This window comes from Enterococcus sp. 5H (genome assembly GCF_028128615.1).
Lineage (GTDB): Bacteria > Bacillota > Bacilli > Lactobacillales > Enterococcaceae > Enterococcus_L.
Genome location: NZ_AMDP01000002.1, coordinates 419,316 through 438,773 on the forward strand (window position 1 = coordinate 419,316; position 19,458 = coordinate 438,773).

21 protein-coding genes are annotated in these 19,458 nt (G+C 35.5%); 20 read left to right on the plus strand and 1 reads right to left on the minus strand.

The window, feature by feature from the left end; genetic code table 11:
• Window positions 1–44 precede the first annotated feature (44 nt).
• A complete protein-coding gene (locus C240_RS02165; protein ID WP_333908785.1) occupies window positions 45–938 on the minus strand; it encodes a YitT family protein in 894 nt (297 codons plus the stop codon).
• Window positions 939–1,092: 154 nt separating this feature from the next.
• On the opposite strand from C240_RS02165, the gene C240_RS02170 reads away from it, so the two are divergent.
• The 20 genes from C240_RS02170 (at window position 1,093) to C240_RS02265 (ending at window position 19,432) form a co-directional block, all read left to right on the plus strand.
• Window positions 1,093–1,440 (plus strand): nucleotide pyrophosphohydrolase, encoded by a 348-nt coding sequence (locus C240_RS02170; RefSeq protein WP_271490501.1) that lies wholly within the window; start codon window positions 1,093–1,095, stop codon window positions 1,438–1,440.
• The gene (gene dapB / locus C240_RS02175; protein WP_271490504.1) at window positions 1,433–2,221 is read left to right on the plus strand and encodes a 4-hydroxy-tetrahydrodipicolinate reductase; all 789 of its coding nucleotides are present in this window, start codon (window positions 1,433–1,435) and stop codon (window positions 2,219–2,221) included. The genes C240_RS02170 and dapB overlap by 8 nt, the downstream gene beginning before the upstream one ends.
• The gene (locus C240_RS02180) at window positions 2,218–3,429 is read left to right on the plus strand and encodes a CCA tRNA nucleotidyltransferase (RefSeq protein ID WP_271490507.1); all 1,212 of its coding nucleotides are present in this window, start codon (window positions 2,218–2,220) and stop codon (window positions 3,427–3,429) included. The genes dapB and C240_RS02180 overlap by 4 nt, the downstream gene beginning before the upstream one ends.
• A gap of 6 nt (window positions 3,430–3,435) precedes the next feature.
• On the plus strand, window positions 3,436–3,816 hold the full coding sequence (locus tag C240_RS02185) for a thioesterase family protein (RefSeq protein WP_271490510.1): 381 nt from the start codon (window positions 3,436–3,438) through the stop codon (window positions 3,814–3,816).
• A gap of 72 nt (window positions 3,817–3,888) precedes the next feature.
• A complete protein-coding gene (locus C240_RS02190) occupies window positions 3,889–4,341 on the plus strand; it encodes a hypothetical protein (protein ID WP_010764973.1) in 453 nt (150 codons plus the stop codon).
• 86 nt (window positions 4,342–4,427) lie between these two features.
• The gene (locus C240_RS02195) at window positions 4,428–5,402 is read left to right on the plus strand and encodes an NAD(P)H-quinone oxidoreductase (protein WP_442896570.1); all 975 of its coding nucleotides are present in this window, start codon (window positions 4,428–4,430) and stop codon (window positions 5,400–5,402) included.
• Window positions 5,403–5,794: 392 nt separating this feature from the next.
• Complete coding sequence (gene aroE, locus C240_RS02200; protein WP_271490518.1) at window positions 5,795–6,664, plus strand: shikimate dehydrogenase; 870 nt, start codon at window positions 5,795–5,797, stop codon at window positions 6,662–6,664.
• 29 nt (window positions 6,665–6,693) lie between these two features.
• Window positions 6,694–7,716 carry a 3-deoxy-7-phosphoheptulonate synthase gene (gene aroF / locus C240_RS02205; RefSeq protein ID WP_271490521.1) on the plus strand — a complete coding sequence of 341 codons (1,023 nt, stop codon included), beginning with the start codon at window positions 6,694–6,696 and terminating at the stop codon, window positions 7,714–7,716.
• Window positions 7,717–7,733: 17 nt separating this feature from the next.
• Complete coding sequence (aroB, locus tag C240_RS02210) at window positions 7,734–8,795, plus strand: 3-dehydroquinate synthase (protein WP_271490524.1); 1,062 nt, start codon at window positions 7,734–7,736, stop codon at window positions 8,793–8,795.
• Window positions 8,796–8,806: 11 nt separating this feature from the next.
• Window positions 8,807–9,973: a chorismate synthase gene (gene aroC / locus C240_RS02215; RefSeq protein ID WP_271490527.1), complete on the plus strand. Its 1,167-nt coding sequence runs from the start codon at window positions 8,807–8,809 to the stop codon at window positions 9,971–9,973.
• 28 nt (window positions 9,974–10,001) lie between these two features.
• Window positions 10,002–11,099 carry a prephenate dehydrogenase gene (locus tag C240_RS02220; protein ID WP_271490530.1) on the plus strand — a complete coding sequence of 366 codons (1,098 nt, stop codon included), beginning with the start codon at window positions 10,002–10,004 and terminating at the stop codon, window positions 11,097–11,099.
• 43 nt (window positions 11,100–11,142) lie between these two features.
• Window positions 11,143–12,426 carry a 3-phosphoshikimate 1-carboxyvinyltransferase gene (aroA, locus tag C240_RS02225; RefSeq protein WP_271490533.1) on the plus strand — a complete coding sequence of 428 codons (1,284 nt, stop codon included), beginning with the start codon at window positions 11,143–11,145 and terminating at the stop codon, window positions 12,424–12,426.
• A 14-nt stretch (window positions 12,427–12,440) separates the two neighbouring features.
• Window positions 12,441–12,941 (plus strand): shikimate kinase, encoded by a 501-nt coding sequence (locus C240_RS02230; RefSeq protein WP_271490535.1) that lies wholly within the window; start codon window positions 12,441–12,443, stop codon window positions 12,939–12,941.
• Window positions 12,942–12,953: 12 nt separating this feature from the next.
• Complete coding sequence (gene pheA / locus C240_RS02235) at window positions 12,954–13,802, plus strand: prephenate dehydratase (protein ID WP_271490537.1); 849 nt, start codon at window positions 12,954–12,956, stop codon at window positions 13,800–13,802.
• Between the two features lie 111 nt (window positions 13,803–13,913).
• Complete coding sequence (locus C240_RS02240) at window positions 13,914–15,053, plus strand: LCP family protein (RefSeq protein ID WP_271490539.1); 1,140 nt, start codon at window positions 13,914–13,916, stop codon at window positions 15,051–15,053.
• 74 nt (window positions 15,054–15,127) lie between these two features.
• Complete coding sequence (locus tag C240_RS02245) at window positions 15,128–15,976, plus strand: DegV family protein (protein ID WP_271490541.1); 849 nt, start codon at window positions 15,128–15,130, stop codon at window positions 15,974–15,976.
• Between the two features lie 205 nt (window positions 15,977–16,181).
• Window positions 16,182–16,370 (plus strand): hypothetical protein, encoded by a 189-nt coding sequence (locus C240_RS02250; RefSeq protein WP_271490543.1) that lies wholly within the window; start codon window positions 16,182–16,184, stop codon window positions 16,368–16,370.
• Between the two features lie 198 nt (window positions 16,371–16,568).
• Window positions 16,569–16,907: a hypothetical protein gene (locus C240_RS02255; protein WP_271490546.1), complete on the plus strand. Its 339-nt coding sequence runs from the start codon at window positions 16,569–16,571 to the stop codon at window positions 16,905–16,907.
• Between the two features lie 169 nt (window positions 16,908–17,076).
• Window positions 17,077–17,355: a hypothetical protein gene (locus C240_RS02260; protein ID WP_271490549.1), complete on the plus strand. Its 279-nt coding sequence runs from the start codon at window positions 17,077–17,079 to the stop codon at window positions 17,353–17,355.
• 19 nt (window positions 17,356–17,374) lie between these two features.
• Window positions 17,375–19,432, plus strand: coding sequence for a cation:proton antiporter (locus C240_RS02265; protein WP_271490552.1), 2,058 nt, complete (start codon window positions 17,375–17,377; stop codon window positions 19,430–19,432).
• Window positions 19,433–19,458 lie beyond the last annotated feature (26 nt).

Here is a 19,458-nt window from a genome sequence, read left to right on the forward strand (position 1 = left end):
AACAGCTCAGAACATCCGTTTACTTGTTCTGGGCTTGTTTTTTATTATGCGACAGTTTTGCGTTTTCTGAAAACGGCTCTTGTTGGACGGGAATAAGTAAAACCTTCGCCAACAGCTTCATGGACGTTAATGACCGAAAGAAATGCTTTAGGGTCCAGCTCATGAGCAATCCGCTTAATTTCCATGATTTCACTTGGACTGACAACGATATACAAGACTTTTTTATCTTGTTGAGAATACCCGCCTTGACCGTTTAAATAAGTCACTCCACGTTCTAATAAGGCCATAATGACTTCTCCAATATCTTCAGTATAATCGGAAATAATCAGAACTCCTTTAGCAGCATAAGCGCCATCAATTACAGAATCAACAACTTTACTGAAAACAAATGAAACAATTAATGTATACATCATCCGTTTAACATCAATATAACTTAAAGAAAGGACTAACACGAAGATATCAAAAATAAGCAGAGATCGTCCCATACTTATCCCGTAATTTTTTTCTAAAATCCGGGCAATAACATCAGTACCTCCTGTTGTACCACCAACCCGATAAACAAAACCACTGCCGATTCCAGCCGCAAGCCCGGCCAGCAATGATGCAATTAATAAATCATGATCCAAATTAACTTCTATCGGGAATCGCTGCCATAACCATAAAAAAACAGAGAGAGAAACTGTCCCTAAAATCGTGTAGTAGAAAGAATGTTTCCCTAAAACTTTTCCTCCAATCAAAATTAGCGGAATATTGATAATTAAAGTTGAATAGGCTGGATCAATATGAAAAAGTGCACGTAAAATCAGCGTAATCCCTGTTACACCACCTTCGGCTAGATCATTAGCAATGTTAAAAGTTACCAAACCAAATGCATAAAGACACGTTCCAGCTAAAATTAAAAGAACATCTTTTACATAAAATTTTTTTTCTTCAATCATCTTGTTCACTCCCAATGTCAAGGGCTTTTTACTCTAATTCGAGCTATCCCTTACCCAGTAATCACTTTATCATTCTAAAGATAAAACAACAAGTAGAACCTTTCCAGATTGCAGACTTTTTGATAAGATAAAGAGTAAGAAAGGTTGGGGTAAAATGACAGACACAAATCAATCCTTACATTCCATGCAGCAAGAGGTGGATGACTATATCCAACAATTCAAAACAGGTTATTTTTCTCCATTAAGTCAAATGGCTCGTCTAACAGAAGAAGTGGGTGAACTGGCTCGGGAAATTAATCATTATTATGGTGAAAAACCTAAAAAAATGGATGAAAAACCAAAAACTGTTTCTGAAGAATTAGGCGATGTACTATTTGTCACCATGATTATGGCGAATTCGCTAGATATAGATTTAACGCAAGCTTTTCAAAAAAATATGGAGAAATTCAATCAACGGGATAAATATCGTTTTGAACGAAAGGACGGGCAAACAAATGATTAAAATACTAGTTGCAGGTTTTAAAGGTAAAATGGGAGCTACCGCTACTAAAATGGTTTTAGAACGTGAAAATTTTGAATTAGTTGGTGTTTTGGACCCATTTGAAGATAAAGTGAATTTGAATGAAATAGTGGATTACCCAGGAATTGATATACCCATTTTTAAAACGAAAGAAGACGTTCTTTCAGTTCAGCCGGATGTGTGGATTGATTTTACAATTCCAGCTGTTGCATATGAAAATACTCGTTTTGCTATTGAGCATAAGATTTCGCCTGTAGTTGGCACAACTGGATTGACAGAAGATCAATTAAAAAAATTGACTGAACGTTCACAAGAATTAAAAGTGGGTGGTTTGATTGCTCCTAATTTTGCTGTAGGCGCGGTTTTAATGATGCAATTTGCTCAAAAAGCAGCGGAATATTTTCCTGATGTAGAGATTATCGAATTACACCATGACAATAAATTGGATGCGCCGAGCGGAACAGCTTTAAAAACAGCTGAGATGATGAGTGAAGTCCGTACGGCTAAAAAACAAGGACATCTTGAAGAAGAGGAGTTAATTGAAGGTGCACGTGGCGCAGATTTTGATGGTATGAAGATTCATAGTGTTCGTTTACCTGGTTTAATTGCTCATCAACAAGTCCAATTTGGCGGAGTAGGAGAAGGCTTGACAATCAGGCATGATTCGTATGATCGCAGTTCATTTATGACAGGAGTTGCTTTAGGTTGTGAAAAAGTTGTGAACTTAGAAAAACTTGTTTATGGATTGGAAAATCTATTATGAAGCTAGACATCATTCCAGATGAATTTACAAAAGCGATTGGAGTATTAGAAGAAATTCAGGCAAACGGATTCGAAGCTTATTTTGTCGGTGGCAGCGTTCGTGATGCCTTATTAAATAAACCAATCCATGATGTGGATATAGCTACCAGCGCTTATCCAGAAGAGATCAAGCAAATCTTTCCACGAACCATTGATGTTGGTATCGATCATGGCACGGTATTAGTCTTGTCCAATGATGAACAATATGAAATAACCACCTTTCGAACTGAATCTACTTATCAAGATTTCAGACGACCAGATAAAGTTACGTTTGTTCGATCGTTAAAAGAAGATTTGAAACGGCGTGATTTTACGATTAACGCACTGGCCATGGATGTGTCAGGGGAAATTATTGATTTATTCGACGGAATGGCAGATTTACAGCAGCAAATTATTCGAGCTGTCGGCAATCCTAAAGAACGATTTCATGAAGATGCCTTACGAATGATGCGTGGGTTACGTTTTGCTAGCCAGCTGAGTTTTACAATCGAATCAGAAACATTAGGTGCAATCCAAGAATTTCATCCATTATTAGAAAAAATTTCAGTTGAACGAATTTCAGTCGAATTTAGTAAACTTCTTTTAGGTAAAAACAGAAAAAAAGCGTTATTGCCTTTTATCAAAACCGAATGCTATCAATATTGTCCTGGATTAAGAAATTATGGTGAAGAATTATTACGTTTTTCTGACTTACCAAACAAGCAATTAGAAACTGAGAGTCAAGCATGGGCATTGTTATTAAAATTACTAAATTTATCAGAGAAAGAAGTTCGTGACTTTTTGAAAGCATGGAAATTGTCTAATCACTTAATTCATGAAGTACAACAATTACTTTATGGTTTAAACAGACGATTATCTGGTAACTGGTGTTCGCAAGATTTATTTCAGTTAGGTTTAGAAACAGCGTTATCTGTTGAAAAATTATTGTTTTATTTTGATAAAAAGAGTACACTTGAAGAAGTTAAAGAACAATATTTACGCTTGCCGATTCATGATCGAAAGCAGCTTCTTGTATCAGGTAATGATCTATTAAATTATTTTGATAAAAAACCAGGAAAATGGTTGGGTGATCTGCTTGAAACACTCGAATCAGCAGTGATAAATAGTCAAGTAGCTAATACAAAAAAAGACTTACTTTCATTTGCAAAGGATACAATCAATAAGGAGTGATAAAAAGTGGAGGAGTTTTCGAAAAATTTTGTTGTTGGGTCTCAAGATACTGCAAAGGAAATTGGTTCAGGTGATTTAGAAGTTTTAGCTACACCAGTAATGTTGGCAATGGTAGAATACACGGCGAAAGAATATTTGAATAAAGCTCTTGCACCAGAAGAAACAAGTGTTGGTTCGGTAATTAACGCGAGACACTTACGACCTTCTAAAGTTGGAGCTAACATTCAAGTAAAAGTCAAAGTGGAGTCACAAGAAAAAACAAAAATAAATTTTTCTTTTGATGTTTTTGATAACGATCAGGTTGTTGCTACTGGAAATCATCAACGAGCTGTTATCTTATCAGAGCCGTTTTTAAAAAAATTAGGACTTTCAGAACAAACAAGCTAATAGTGTGACCGACAAATGAAGTTATGCTAAACTTGGTAGTGTAGAAATTATTTTAGTAAGGAGATTTTTATTATGAGTAGAGAAATGACAGGCTTAAAATTTTATTTTAGAAATGGCGAAACTTGGACAATTGGTCGTCGTTTTATTGGAGATTTATGGATTAAACAAATCACAACTAGCTTTGGCCGTATCCATGGCAGTGAATTTATGGAAATCCACCCATGTGAAGGTTTTAAAATCGAAATTTTCCAAGAAGGTGATCATGTACAAACACATGATATCAATCTTGGCGGTTTAGAATTAGGTATGTTTGCCCGCGCTTTAAAATATGAAGATATTGAACGTATGGAAATTTTATACAAAACTGGCACACCAGATTTAGTGTATTTCCCATACAAAGACAAAACAGACGAAGGATTGGATAACGTTTACCAATCTACTAAAGTTAGTGAAAAAACAAAAAGCTTATACATTGTTATCGATCCAAAACAAACAGTTGATGATGTATATGGTGAAGAATTATAATTTTAAAAGTAGACCGTGGACTTCTATTGAAGTTCTACGGTTTTTTGTATCCATAAAATGAATAAAAGGAGCATCTAATGAAAGCTATCAAAAGAATCAGCGAGAATAATCAAGCTCATTTACAGCTATGTGAAAATATTGATATACCGGAACGTAAAGCCGGTCAACTCTTAGTAAAAGTTGGTGCAGCAGCGATAAACCGTACAGACTTGATTGCTAAAAAAACAGGAAATTTGCCACAAGGAAATTCGATATTAGGAGTAGAGGTATCAGGAATAGTTGTTGAGAGTGATAGCGATAGCTTCCAAGTAGGCACACGCGTGATGGGTTTAGTCAATGGCGGCGGTTACGCAGAGTTTGCTGTGATGAATGCTGGTAACGCTATGCTGCTACCTGATAGCTTAGATTTTGAAGAAGGAGCAGCCATCCCTGAGGTATTTCTTACGGCCTATCAAACGTTATTTTGGTTAGGTCAATTGAAGAACAACGAAAAGGTCTTAATACATGCGGGTGCAAGCGGGGTAGGTACTGCTGCCATCCAATTGGTAAAACAATTAACATCTGCCAAAATTTTTGTCACAGCTGGGAGCGTAGAAAAACTTGCATTGTGTCAAAAACTTGGTGCCGACGTTCTGATTAATTATCATGAAGAAGATTTTGATCGACGAATTGAAAAAGCAACTGCTGGAGAAGGTGTAGATGTTATTTTAGATTTTGTCGGTGCATCTTACTGGAAACAAAACTTGAATAGTTTGGCATATGATGGTCGCATGATTCTGATTGGTATTTTAGGAGGCAGTATGGTTAATGAGGTAAACTTAATGCAGTTGCTAGAAAAAAGAGTGACAATTACAGGAACTTTACTTACCCCAAGAAGCGATGCTTATAAATCAGATTTAACTAAAGAATTTATAGAAAAAACAAGTCAACTTTTTACATCAGGTCACTTAAAGCCTATTGTAGATTCTACTTTCTCTCTTGATGAAGTAGATGCGGCTCACGAATATATGGAAAGTAATAAAAATAAAGGAAAGATTATTTTAACAGTCAATAAAATATAATCAGATACAGCACCACTTTTAGGTAAATTAGCAATAAATAGGAAAATGTGTTGACACTAAGATTGAATAGGTATATACTAAGAACAATTCTTAAATAATCAGTTACGGAGTGATTCATATGACAACCATGAAGCATAACCAATTACAACTGAATAATTATTACTTTAGCTATTTTAGATGAGTTTGTATTCATAAACATTATGGATGCAGACTAGCAAGTTTGTATCTATGATGGCTAGGGGATTTTGAGATGACTTTCAGCCGCGTAGATGAGAAATCTATAGTGGCTTTTATTTTACCTATTTTTGTGAGGTGTTCACTGTAGATTTTTCTAAAAATTTACGTGAACACCTTTTTTGTTTAGATTAAATAAATTGCTTGAGGAGGAAAAAATGGATAACAAAATCACAGGTCATACCAGACTAACGGCATTATTTGCAACACCTATTCGTCATAGTGTTTCACCCATGATCCATAATACAGCGTTTCAAGCGTTAAATATTGACGCAGTTTATCTTGCATTTGAAGTAGGTACTGAAGGGTTAGAACAAGCAATTGCTTCAATCAGGAATTTGGATATGATAGGTGCCAATTTATCAATGCCTAACAAGATTTTAGCTGTTGAATTTATGGATGAATTAAGTGAAGCAGCCCGCTTAATTGGTGCGGTGAATACAATTACAAATGATAATGGAAAGTTAACTGGTCATAATACAGATGGAACAGGGTTTATGCGGAGCCTGCAAGATATTGAAGTCGATATCATCGGTAAGAAAATGACGATCATTGGTGCAGGTGGGGCAGCTACAGCAATTATTGTTCAAGCAGCACTAGATGGTGTGAAAGAAATTACAGTCTACAATCGTAAAGATGAATTTTATGAAAAAATCAAAGAAAAATTAGCATTTATTTCTAATAATACTGACTGTCTTATTTCATTAAAAGATTTAGCAGATGAGCAAACTTTAGCAAAAGATGTAGCTGAAAGTAGGTTACTATTAAATGCTACAGGCGTTGGAATGAAGCCTTTAGAAAACCAAACACCAATTCAAGATTTTTCAATTATCCGACCAGATCTAGCGGTTTGTGACGTAATTTATACACCAAAAGAAACAGAATTTTTAAAACAAGCCCGCTTACGCGGAGCCAAAACAAACAACGGATTAGGCATGCTGCTTTATCAAGGTGCGGCGGCATTTGAAAAATGGACGGGACAAGAAATGCCAATAGATATTGTAAAACCTATTATTGAAAACAACTAATATAGAATTTATTGAGGAGAGAAAATACCATGATCGTAATTATGAAATCAGAAGCAACAAAAGCACAAATTAAATCGGTAATCGAACGAGTAAAAAAAGAAGGTTTAGAAGTTCATTTGAGTGAAGGCAAAGAACAAACAATTATTGGCTTAGTTGGAGACACAAGAAAAATGCAAGATGTAGCTTTCAATAGTTACGAAGGGGTAGAAAATGCCGTTAGAATCTCATTGACCTACAAATTAACAAGCCGTGAATTTCATCCAGAAAATACAGTTGTCGATGTTGATGGTGTTAAAATTGGTGATGGCAGTATGACTATGATGGCCGGACCTTGTTCAATCGAAGGTTTAGATCAAATTCGTGAATGTGCAAGAATCGCTAAAGCTGGTGGAGCAACTATTTTACGCGGCGGAGCTTTTAAACCAAGAACATCACCTTACGCTTTCCAAGGTTTAGAAGAAGAAGGTTTGAAATACATTCGTCAAGCTGCGGATGAACTAGATATGAAAGTTATTACAGAAGTTATGGATGAAGCTCATATTGATATGGTAGCTCAATACAGTGATATTTTACAAATTGGTGCAAGAAATATGCAGAACTTCAAACTTTTAGAAGCTGTAGGAAAAACAGGCAAACCAATTGGCTTAAAACGCGGCATCTCAGGTACAATTGATGAGTGGTTAAATGCTGCTGAATATATTGCAGCGCAAGGTAACTTTAATGTTATTTTCATTGAACGTGGTATTCGTACTTACGAAACAGCAACAAGAAATACTCTTGATTTAAGCGCCGTTCCATTAATCAAAAAACTAAGTCATTTTCCAATTATTGTTGATCCAAGTCATGGAGTTGGTATTTGGGATCTAGTTCCCCCAATGGCACGAGCTGGAGTAGCAGCTGGAGCTGACGGACTAATTGTTGAAATCCATCCAGATCCAATCAATGCTTGGTCAGATGGACCACAATCATTAAACGAGAAAACATACCTACGTATGATGCAAGAAGTTCATATCATGGAAAAAGCGATGAAAGAAATAGCAGCATTGGCCTAAGTATAGGAGTTGAAAAAATGAAACTCACGGTGACGTTACCAAATCATTCTTACGATTTAACGATCGAAAAAGGTTTATTAGCAGAAATTGGCAATTGGACAAAACAATTATGGACACCGCAAAAAGTTGTTATCATTACAGATACGAATGTTCAAAAACTTTATGCAGAACAAGTTCAGAATAGTTTAAAAGAAGCTGGGTTTCAGCCATCAATCTTTGTGGTTGAAGCTGGTGAACAAAGTAAAAGTTTGACCGTAGCAGCACAAATTTATGATTTTTTGGCTGATGAAGGACTAACGCGCAGTGACGGGATTATCGCTTTAGGTGGCGGTGTGGTTGGTGACTTAGCAGGTTTTGTTGCATCGACCTATATGCGTGGGCTGCATTTTCTACAAGTACCAACAACATTATTAGCCCAAGTAGATAGCAGTATTGGTGGAAAAACAGCAGTTAACACAACTAAAGCCAAAAATTTAGTAGGAACTTTTGCCCAGCCTGATGGTGTTTTGATTGATCCTGATACGCTAAATACACTGGAAATCAGACGAGTTAGAGAAGGTATTTCAGAAATTATTAAATCTGCCGCTATTGCAGATAAAGAATTATGGCAACAATTGCTGGCTTTAAAAGATGAACAGGATTTATTGACACACTCTGTCGATATTATTACAGCATGTTGTAAAATTAAACGAAAAGTAGTAGAAGAAGACGAGTTAGATAATGGCGTTCGTTTACTTTTAAATTTTGGACACACAATTGGTCATGCATTAGAAAATACAGCTGGTTATGGAGTGCTGACTCATGGAGAAGGTGTGGCAATCGGGATGAGTCAAATTACTAGAGTTGCTGAAGAAAAGGCACTTACACCTTTAGGAACAACCCAGCAACTTAATGAATTAATTCAAAAGTTTAATTTACCGATTACGACAGATAAATGGGAAAAAGAAGCGCTGTATGCGGCACTGACCCATGATAAAAAAACACGTGGCGGTAAAATTAATATCATCTTATTGGAATCAATTGGACAAGCAAAAATTGTTCGGATTCCTATTGAAGAAATGAAGAGTTATTTAGACTAGGAGGAATTGGAATGCGATTTATTACAGCGGGAGAATCACACGGACCAGAATTAACAGCTATTATTGAAGGTTTACCGGCTGGTATGCCGTTGTCTCCAGAAGATATTAATCTGGAACTAGCTAGAAGACAAGTTGGTTACGGACGTGGTGGAAGAATGTTGATTGAAAAAGATCAAGTCAAAATTACATCTGGAATTCGTCATGGTAAAACACTTGGTTCACCAGTTACACTAATTGTCGAAAATAAAGACTGGAAAAACTGGACTTCAGTTATGTCAATTGAAGAAGTTTCAGAAAAAGAGAAAAAAATTCGTAGAGTGAACAAACCTCGGCCAGGGCATGCAGATCTAGTTGGTGGTATTAAATATCAACATGATGATCTTAGAAATGTTCTAGAACGCTCTTCTGCTCGTGAAACAGCAATGCGTGTAGCAATCGGCGCAGTTGCGAAAAAATTACTGAAGGAATTAGATATTGATGTAGCTGGACATGTAGCAGTTTTAGGCGGAATTAAAGCAGAAATACCAAATAATTTGACAGTCAAAGAAATACAAGAACGCTCCGAAAATTCTGACGTGCGTGTGCTAGATTCAAATGTTGAAGAAGATATGCGTCAATTAATTGACCAAACTAAGAAAAATGGTGACACTATTGGTGGTGTTGTTGAAGTTATCGTTGGCGGTGTTCCAATTGGACTGGGTAGCTATGTTCAGTGGGATCGTAAATTAGATGCAAAAATTGCTCAAGCAGTAACTAGCATTAATGCATTTAAAGGAGTAGAGTTTGGAATCGGCTTTGAAATGGGCTTTAAACCAGGTAGCCAAGTAATGGATGAAATTGTATGGGATGAAGCAACAGGTTACACACGTACGTCAAATAATTTAGGTGGATTTGAAGGTGGTATGACTAACGGTATGCCAATTATCGTACGAGGCGTGATGAAACCAATTCCCACACTATACAAACCTCTTCAAAGCGTAAATATCGATACCAAAGAACCATATAAAGCCAGTGTTGAACGTTCTGATAGTACAGCTGTTCCAGCAGCCAGCGTCGTTTGTGAAGCTGTTGTTGCAACCGAAGTAGCACAAGCGATGTTGGAAAAATTTCATAGCGATGCGTTCGATCAGATGAAAGAAGACGTTGCAGCTTATCGCCGTTATTCACAAGCATTTTAAAGAAATAAAAAATGGAGAGTGAAGCGGGATGGAAAAACAAGTACTTATCATTGGACTTGGATTGATCGGCAGTTCATTAGCATTGTGTATAAAAAAGGAACACCCAAATACGACAATTATCGGATTTGATAAACAAAAATCTTCAGAAGAATTTGCATTGAAACGAAAATTTATCGATCGGCGAGCAACAACTTTTGAACAAGAAGCTACAAATGCAGATGTTATTTTCTTGTGTTCACCTGTCAAAAGTACCTTAGAACAATTAAAACAATTAGGTCAGCTTTCACTTAAAAAATCAGTTATTGTCACAGATGTCGGCAGTACCAAAGAAGAGATTTTAAATACAGCTAAACAAGCTGGCTTAAATAGATTTATCGGTGGACATCCCATGGCTGGTTCTCATAAATCAGGAGTAACAGCTGCTGACGAAAATTTATTTGAAAATGCGTACTATATTTTAACGAGTTCATCTTCAAACGAACAAAGTTCTATAGACCGATTAAAAGAATTATTAAAAGGAACAAGGGCCAAATTTGTAATTTTATCTGCAAAAGAGCATGACCAAATTACTGGAATGTTAAGTCATTTACCACATATTATCGCTGCTGGTTTAGTCAATCAAAGTAAGGTCTTTAACGAAGAACATCCTCGTTCCAGACAACTAGCTGCAGGGGGATTTCGAGATATTACGAGGATTGCCTCGTCTGATCCGCAAATGTGGACAGACATTCTGCTTAGCAACAAAGAAGCGTTAATGCAGTTAATGACTGGTTGGGAAAAAGAAATGCAACAAGTCTATCATTGGATTCAAACTGAGGATAAAGCTGCTATTTTCCAATTCTTTTTTGATGCGAAAGAAACGAGAAATCAAATGCCGATTCACAAAGAAGGCGCAATACCAGCATTTCATGACTTGTTTGTCGATGTGCCTGATGTTCCAGGTGTAATCGCTGAGATCACTGGTTTATTAGGCAAAGCGAATCTTTCTTTGATTAATTTGAAAATTCTTGAAACGCGGGAAGATATTTATGGTATTTTACAATTGACCTTTAAGCGGGCAGAAGATTTAATTCTAGCCAAAAAAGCGATTGAAACAGAGACGGATTATTTATGTTACGAAAAATAAATTCTTTTTCTTATAGGAGTAGGAATAAATTAGGAGGGATATTTTGGAATTAGCAATAAATAAAACAGGGCTAGAAGGACAGATTGAGGTGCCAAGCGATAAATCAATATCACATAGAAGTATTATGTTTGGGGCGATAGCACAAGGAAAAACAACAATCAAAAATTTTTTACGAGGGGATGATTGTTTAAGTACTTTAAAAGCATTTCAAGATTTAGGTGTGAAGATTGAAGATGATGGGACAACCATTATTGTTCACGGAACAGGCTTCTCTGGAATCAAACAAGCCAAACAAGCGATTGATGTAGGAAATTCTGGTACAACTATTCGATTAATTATGGGGATTTTAGCAGGCCGTCCTTTTGCAACTGAGCTTTTTGGAGATCATTCGATTGCGAAAAGACCAATGAACCGAGTAATGCTGCCTATTAATCAAATGGGAGCGACTTGTTCAGGACATGACGGTACAGAATTTCCACCGCTGACTGTTTGCGGAACAGAGCAATTGCAACCAATCCACTATCAAATGCCAGTAGCTAGTGCTCAAGTGAAATCAGCAATTCTTTTTGCTGCACTACAAGCTCAAGGTGAATCAACTATCATTGAAAAAGAAAGAACGAGAGATCATACCGAAGATATGATTCGTCAATTTGGCGGCGAAATTACTGTTTCAGGAAAAGAAATTCGGATCAAGGGTCCTCAAAAATTGACGGGTCAAGAAGTTTATGTGCCTGGAGATATATCTTCAGCGGCTTTTTTCCTTGTGGCAGGTTTAATCATTCCAAACAGCAAAATCACTCTGACAAATGTTGGATTAAATCCGACTCGAACAGGTATTTTAGATGTTATCGAGCAAATGGGTGGGAAATTAACGATTCAAGAAACGGGCAATAAACAAAATAAAGCGGGTACAATCACTGTTGAAACTAGTACGCTTAAAGGTATTGAAATTAGTGGCGAAATTATTCCAAGATTAATTGACGAATTACCGATTATTGCACTACTGGCAACTCAAGCGCAAGGTAAAACAATCATCCGTGATGCAGAAGAATTAAAAGTTAAAGAAACGAACCGGATTGATGCTGTAGCAAATGAGTTAGCTAAAATGGGGGCAAATATCGAACCGACAGAAGACGGGCTAATTATTCATGGTAAAACAAATTTACATGAAGCTCAAGTGACTAGCTACGGCGATCATCGGATTGGGATGATGCTTCAGATTGCAGCTCTTTTAGTGAAATCTGGAACGGTTGAACTAGAAAAAGCAGAAGCAATCTCAGTTTCCTATCCAGCATTTTTTGAAGACTTAAACAAATTATACCAATAAGCGGAGGCAAGATCATGAAGGGAATTATTTTGATTGGATTTATGGGAGCAGGAAAAACAACGGTAGGAAAACTTCTATCTCAAAAAACTGGAATGAAACACATAGATTTTGACGATAAAATCGTTGAAGAGATTGGCATGACTATTCAAGAATACTTTGATTTGTATGGCGAAGAAGCGTTCAGAGAAAAAGAAACTGCAGTCTTAAAACGCTATTTAGATCATAATCAAGTTGTTTCAACTGGTGGTGGCATAGTTATGCGCTCTGAAAATCGTGAACTCTTAAAACAAATGGCTCCAGTTGTGTATTTACAAACAAAACCAGAAATCTTTATTTCTAGATTAAAACATGACCATACAACAGTTAGACCCTTAGTTGTCTCAAAATCTGCTGATGAAATCAAACAAGTTTTTGAACCTAGAATACCTTTTTACGAAGAGAGTGCCAGTATGGTGGTAGATACAGATGAACGGACACCAGAAGAAATTGTTGATGAAATATTAAATAAAATATAGGTAGGTGAGCCAATGAAAGTCGGATTTTTAGGTCCAGAAGCTTCTTTCACACATACAGCAAGCAAAACGGCATTCCCTAATGAAACGTTAGTTTCGTATCATTCTATTCCTGCATGTATTAAAGCAGTTGAATTTGGTGAGGTCGACTTAGGGGTTGTACCGATTGAAAACACAATTGAAGGCTCTGTCAATACTACCGTGGATTATCTTTTTCATCAAACAAGCATACCTGTCGGTGCTGAGATTGTTCTACCGATCTATCAGCAACTCATGGTAACGAAAAATAATACAGATTCATGGCGGGACATTACAAAAATTTTGTCCCATCCGCAAGCTTTAGCACAATCACAAGAATTTATTCATAATCATTTTCCGATGGCAGAATTAGAAGCGACACCATCAACTGCGTATGCGGCAAATTTTGTCGCTCAACACCCGGCAGAAAAAATTGCTGCAATTGCGCCGAAGCTGTCAGCAGATACTTATGGGCTTGACATTGTTGGAAAAGACATCCAAGATGTTGCAATCAATCAAACACGTTTTTGGGTTTTAGGTGCGGAAAAAGTTAATCTACCGATTAAAGTAGAAGCCCATAAACTTACGATAGCTGTAACTATGCCAAATAATATGCCAGGAGCGTTACATAAAGCTTTATCTGTGTTTAGTTGGCGAGAAATAGACTTAAGTAAAATCGAGTCACGTCCATTAAAAACAACCTTAGGTGAATATTTTTTCCTAATTGATATTAACGTTGAAAAGTCACAAGAGTTATTGGAAAATGCAATTGAAGAGTTACGTCTAATGGGTGGAACTGTAAAAATATTTGGTAACTACGCCATTCATTTAATAGACGGAGTATAAAGATCTGCAAAGATCTTTTTATTTTTTTTTAATTTTTTCATTAACTAATAGGATTTTTCCTAAAGATAAGGTATGCTTATTAGTGTTGTTAATTGAAGTGAGGTGGAAATAATGAGCCGTGTGGATCGTTATAAACATATACATGATAAAGCTAAACCTGTTGAAGAAAAAAAAGGCTTTAATCCTAGAAAAGAAAAAAATCAAACAGATTTTTATGAACAAAGTAATTATGAAGATCAAAATAATTATCAAGAACAGGCAACTTTTAATGAAAATTTAAGACAAGAACCTGTTCATTCCGACTCTAAAAAGAAACAAAAAGGTTCTTCAAAAAAAGAGAAGAAACCCAAAAAGAAAAGACGGGTTAGCTGGCTCAAACGAATCTTTCTATTTTTTATTATTCTTATAGCATTAGCAGTAGGATTCTTTTTTAAAGGTAAGTTTTTTGCGGAGAATGATAAGTCGTTGCCAAAAGAAGAAGTTGAAACATTCAATGGCGTTACAAGTGCAAATGGTGCGAATAATATCTTAATTTTGGGTAGTGATACTCGCGGTGAAGATGCTGGTCGAGCAGATACTATTATGGTATTACAATTAGATGGACCGTCAAAAAAACCAAAATTAATTTCATTTATGCGTGATACATTTGTTGACATTCCCGGCTATGATGCGAATAAAATTAATGCCTCTTATGCACTGGGAGGAGCGGAATTAGTCCGTCAAACCTTAGCAGAAAATTTCAATATCCAATGCCGTTATTATGCGAAAGTCGATTTTCAATCTTTTGAAAAAATTATTGATTCTATGTTTCCTAGCGGAGTGAAACTTGATGCAGAAAAAGATTTGAATTTAGATGGAGTAGATATTACTAAAGGCAGTCAGAAAATGGATGGTCATACGTTGCTTCAGTACGCTCGTTTTAGAATGGATGAAGAAGGAGACTTTGGTCGTGTCAGACGCCAGCAGCAAGTAATGTCAGCTGTTATGGGACAATTGAAAAACCCATTAGCATTAATTCGTACACCAGAATCTTTAGGACGTTTAGTTGGCTATATGTCTACAGACGTTCCGACATCATTCATGTTGAAAAATGGTCCTTCATTGGTCTTGAAAGGTGCTGGAGGGATCGAACGTTTAACTGTTCCTGTCGATAATTCTTGGTACAATGATGAAGTTCATTACGCTGGAAGTGTGCTTCAAATCGATTTACAAATGAATCAAGAAGCGATTCAAAAATTTTTAGGACAATAAGTATTTATTTAATTATTAAGTGAATTGTGCTATATTAATAGTGCTGTGTAAAATTAGTGAAACGAGGTTACAAAATGAAAATTGCTATTGTGACAGATAGTACAGCTTACTTACCTGAGCGGATTAAAAATGCATCGAATTTGTTTGTTATTCCAATACCAGTAATCTTGGACGGAAAAATATATAATGAAGGAATTGATATTGAAGCTGATGAGTATTACGGCTTATTGAATAATAGTCAGGAGTTTCCTACAACATCTCAGCCAGCTTTAGGTGAAGTGATTGAAATGTATGAAAGTATTGCAGCAAAAGGCTACGATACCATTATCAGCATTCATTTATCTGCAGGTATCTCCGGATTTGTTAATACATTATTTTCTTTAACTGATTCGATTAATGGTGTGACATTATATCCTTATGACTCAAAAATTACTAGTGTACCCATGGGACATATGGTTGAAGCAGCACTTGACTTAGTCTCAGAAAATGCTAGTCTAGAATCAATATTTACTAAATTGGATATCATTAGAGATAATACTTATGCTTACTTAATTGTTGAAGATTTAAATAATTTAGTTCGTGGCGGTCGTTTAACTAACGGTGCTGCGTTAATAGCGGGATTGTTAAAGATCAAACCGATCTTAACATTTGAGGATGGAAAAATTATTTTATTTGAGAAAATTCGTTCAACCAAAAAAGCTTTTGCACGTGCGGAAGAAATTATCGGTAAAAGAGCTAAAGAAATTGATCGACCGGTCAAATTTTACGTGATCCATGCCAATAATTTGGCTGTAGCAGAGGAAGAAAAAGAAAAATTACAAAAAAAATATCCAGATGCAATTATTGAAATAGGCCATTTTGGTCCAGTTATCGGCACTCATTTAGGTGAAAAGGCAATCGGAATTGCCATCTCTGCTCAGTAAATCAAAAGGAACCAAGCTGTATAAGCAGTTTCGTTCCTTTTTTATTTTGATAAAGTAGGTAAGGATAATTCAAACGTTTAATATTCATATCGTTCACTAGAATACAAAGACTGTGTTACAATAACAACTAAAGTTAAAAAGAAATAATTTCAGTGGTCATTTTCCTTTAAAAGTAAGGTATACTTAAAGAAAAGGAGGCGAGTGGATGAATCTAACTGAAGAACGCTTACAAAAAGATAAAATGAAACAAGTTCAACTGCTCGCAGCATACTATCAAGTGGTCAACCGATTACCTCTTGGTGATAAGCGAGATCAGATGATTCGCGATATACTGGCTTGCAAGGATAAAATAAAAAAAATAAATCAGCAGTTAACTGAATTAAATAAAAAATAATGATAGATTTTAAAAGAACAATAGGACAAATCAATTCTATAAAAGGAGAGCGTTTTGGGGATAAATCTATTTACAGTGTTACTTACTATTTTTGTAGTAATTATGTACGTTTACCTAATTTTAGTAAGGAAAAGTATTCTCATTAAAAGCATAAAAAAACAATTTTATATTTTCTTGATTATTATCGGAAGTTTGCTATTGTTAGCTTTTACTTTTCTAGTAGAACAAACGATTGATCAAAGAATCCGCAGCATTCTATCAGCTTTACTTTTATTGAGTTTTTTGTTAGATGCTAAAGGACTTTGTGATGATCGAATTATTTCAGGACCGTTTGATAATAGAGGGATCATGTATCAAGATATAGATAAGGTAGCTCTTTTGCTTAAAAACAACGAAATTCGTTTGAACTATTTTAAAAATGGTTATAGAGGACCGATGATGAAATTTACGATCCCATTAGAAGATTTACTAGCATTCTTTTCTGAACGTTTGAATGAAAATGCAGAAATTAATATTTTAGTTGATGAAGAAAATTAATATCTAACAAGATAGTACTTGATTTTATTGAGTATTATCTTGTTTTTATCTGTAATTATTAGCTATTTTCTCAGATTTAGAATTATTTTCATAAAATAGTCAATTTATGTTGGTATTTCCTATTCTGTTTGCTATAATTGTCACAGAAATTCTGAAAGGAAGTAATGTTGTGAATAAAGATGTAGAGCAACGGATTGCTGAATTGCGTGAAAAATATCAAAATATCTCTCCTGAGAAAAAAGCAGAATGGGAGAAGCATATCAAAAAAAGAAATTTTCTTAACTATAAGAAAATTGAATTAGTTAAATTGGAATTATTACGCTTGGAAGCCCGTCGTGCACAACTTGAGCTATGTGATAAAGAAAAAGAACTTGATCACATTGAAAAAAAAATCAACTGTAAAAAAGAAAAATTATTGCGCTATTTGGGCAAACAAATACATCAATGATTCGTAAGGGGGACACAAGATGGAATTTGTTAATTTAATAATTGTATTTGTATTTGCTATAACTTTTTCTAACGTTTTCAATCGAATTGTTCCAATCATTCCTCTACCAATTGTTCAAATTGTCGTAGGTGTTATTATCGGAGTTACATCAATTGGTAGGGAAATTACTTTTGAGCCGGAAATATTTTTAGTAATGATTATTGCACCTTTACTATTTCGTGAAGGTGAACGAAATGATATATCTTCAACGCTAAAAAATTTCAGTGTCATATTATTTTTAGCTTTTATTGGCGTCATAATCACTCTAGTTAGTGTTGGTTGGGCCTTACATATGATTATCCCAGCGTTACCGATTGCAGCCTGTTTTGCTTTAGGTGCAGCTTTAGGTCCTACAGATGCAGTCGCTGTGGGCTCATTGTCTGGTAAAATTCAAATACCTCCAAAAGCCATGCATATTTTAGAAGGTGAGGGATTGATTAATGATGCTTCTGGCGTTACAGCCTTTCAGTTTGCTTTAGCAGCTTTACTTACTGGAAGTTTTTCAATCGCTGATGCAGGAATTAGTTTAGTCGTTTCGAGTATTGGCGGAGCCTTAATCGGTGCCCTTTTAGTGATGATTAAACGTCAAGTTGTATTGATTCTAGAAAAAGCTTCGGCTAGAGATGTAACAGGTTATCTTTTATTAGAGTTATTACTACCGTTTTTAGCTTATATGGTTGCTGAACTGTTTCACGTTTCTGGTATTATTGCAGCTGTTGTAGCAGGTGTAATGCAAGCTGCTAGTTTAAAAAAAGTGTCACTATTTGAAGCCGAATTGTCAAGTGTTTCTGAGAGTACGTGGGGAACAATTACATTTACTTTAAACGCGTTAGTTTTTTTATTTTTAGGTATCGAATTGTCACAAGTTTTTTCTCCTATTTGGAATAGTGAAACGTACTCAAACAGCTTTTTACTATTGGTTATTTTGATCTTAAGTGTCACGCTGTTCGTGGCTAGATTTTTATCTATTGTCTTGATTTATAGTGTGAAAAATGGAATAAAAAATCTTTGGGAATCTATGAATGAAATGTTGATTTTAACTTTTGGCGGTGTAAAGGGAACAGTCAGTTTAGCAACTATCTTTATTTTGCCGCTTACTTTGAATGGAGATGCATTTCCAGAACGTTCATTACTGTTATTTATTACTGCTTGCGTCATTTTGGTTACGTTAATCGGCGGTATTGTTGTTTTACCATTTTTGACAGAATCTGATGAGAGCGAAAGTTCCAATGCTCAAGGAATTGAACTGTTGAAAGAGGTTATTAAGCAGTTAGAAAAAATTAATGACGAAGATCCGCAAGTTGAAATGAACGTTGTGATAGAGAATTATCAAGACCGTGTAAAGGAACTATACACTGAGCAATTACCATCAGAGCAACGACAAGAGGTTCAAGAATTGAGAGCGTTGATAGTTTCCATTGAACGTGATGGTTTGGAAGAAAGCTTTAGACAAAAAGAAATCGGTATTGAAGGTTATCGTTTATATGAACGTTTAATTTCACGAATGGAAAAATCAATTGCTAGACAACTACTTTCAATTATTGGATTTTGGCTCTTATTCGTTCGCCAAATCATTGCATTTTTTATTCATCCTAAGCTATTTTCTACCAAAAGAGATGAAGAACATCGGAAAGAATTTCAAAAAGAAGAACTTGAAAATGTTCGGCAAGTATTCTTACAAAACACAGAAGTTGTTTTGAAAAGTTTAGATAATTTAAAAGGTGTTTATGATGATGAAATTATTCGGTTCTTTATCGAAAGCCGATTGCAGCTCGCCCATAGACTGGAAGATGGAACGTTTATTGACTCCTTTATTGTTCGTTCTCAATCAAACTATGTAAAGGAATTATTAATTGGCTATCACGAAGAACGGAAGATTATTGATGAATACGAAATCTCGGATAAGATAAGCTCATTTGAAGCAAACGAGTACCGCAAAAATGTTAATTTATTAGAATCTTATTCAATAAACGATATTCCGAATGCTATTCCGTTAACAAAATTGTCAAGAGATTTAAAAAAAGAAGCTGGTCGGTAAAACTGGCTTCTTTTTTTCACAAATTT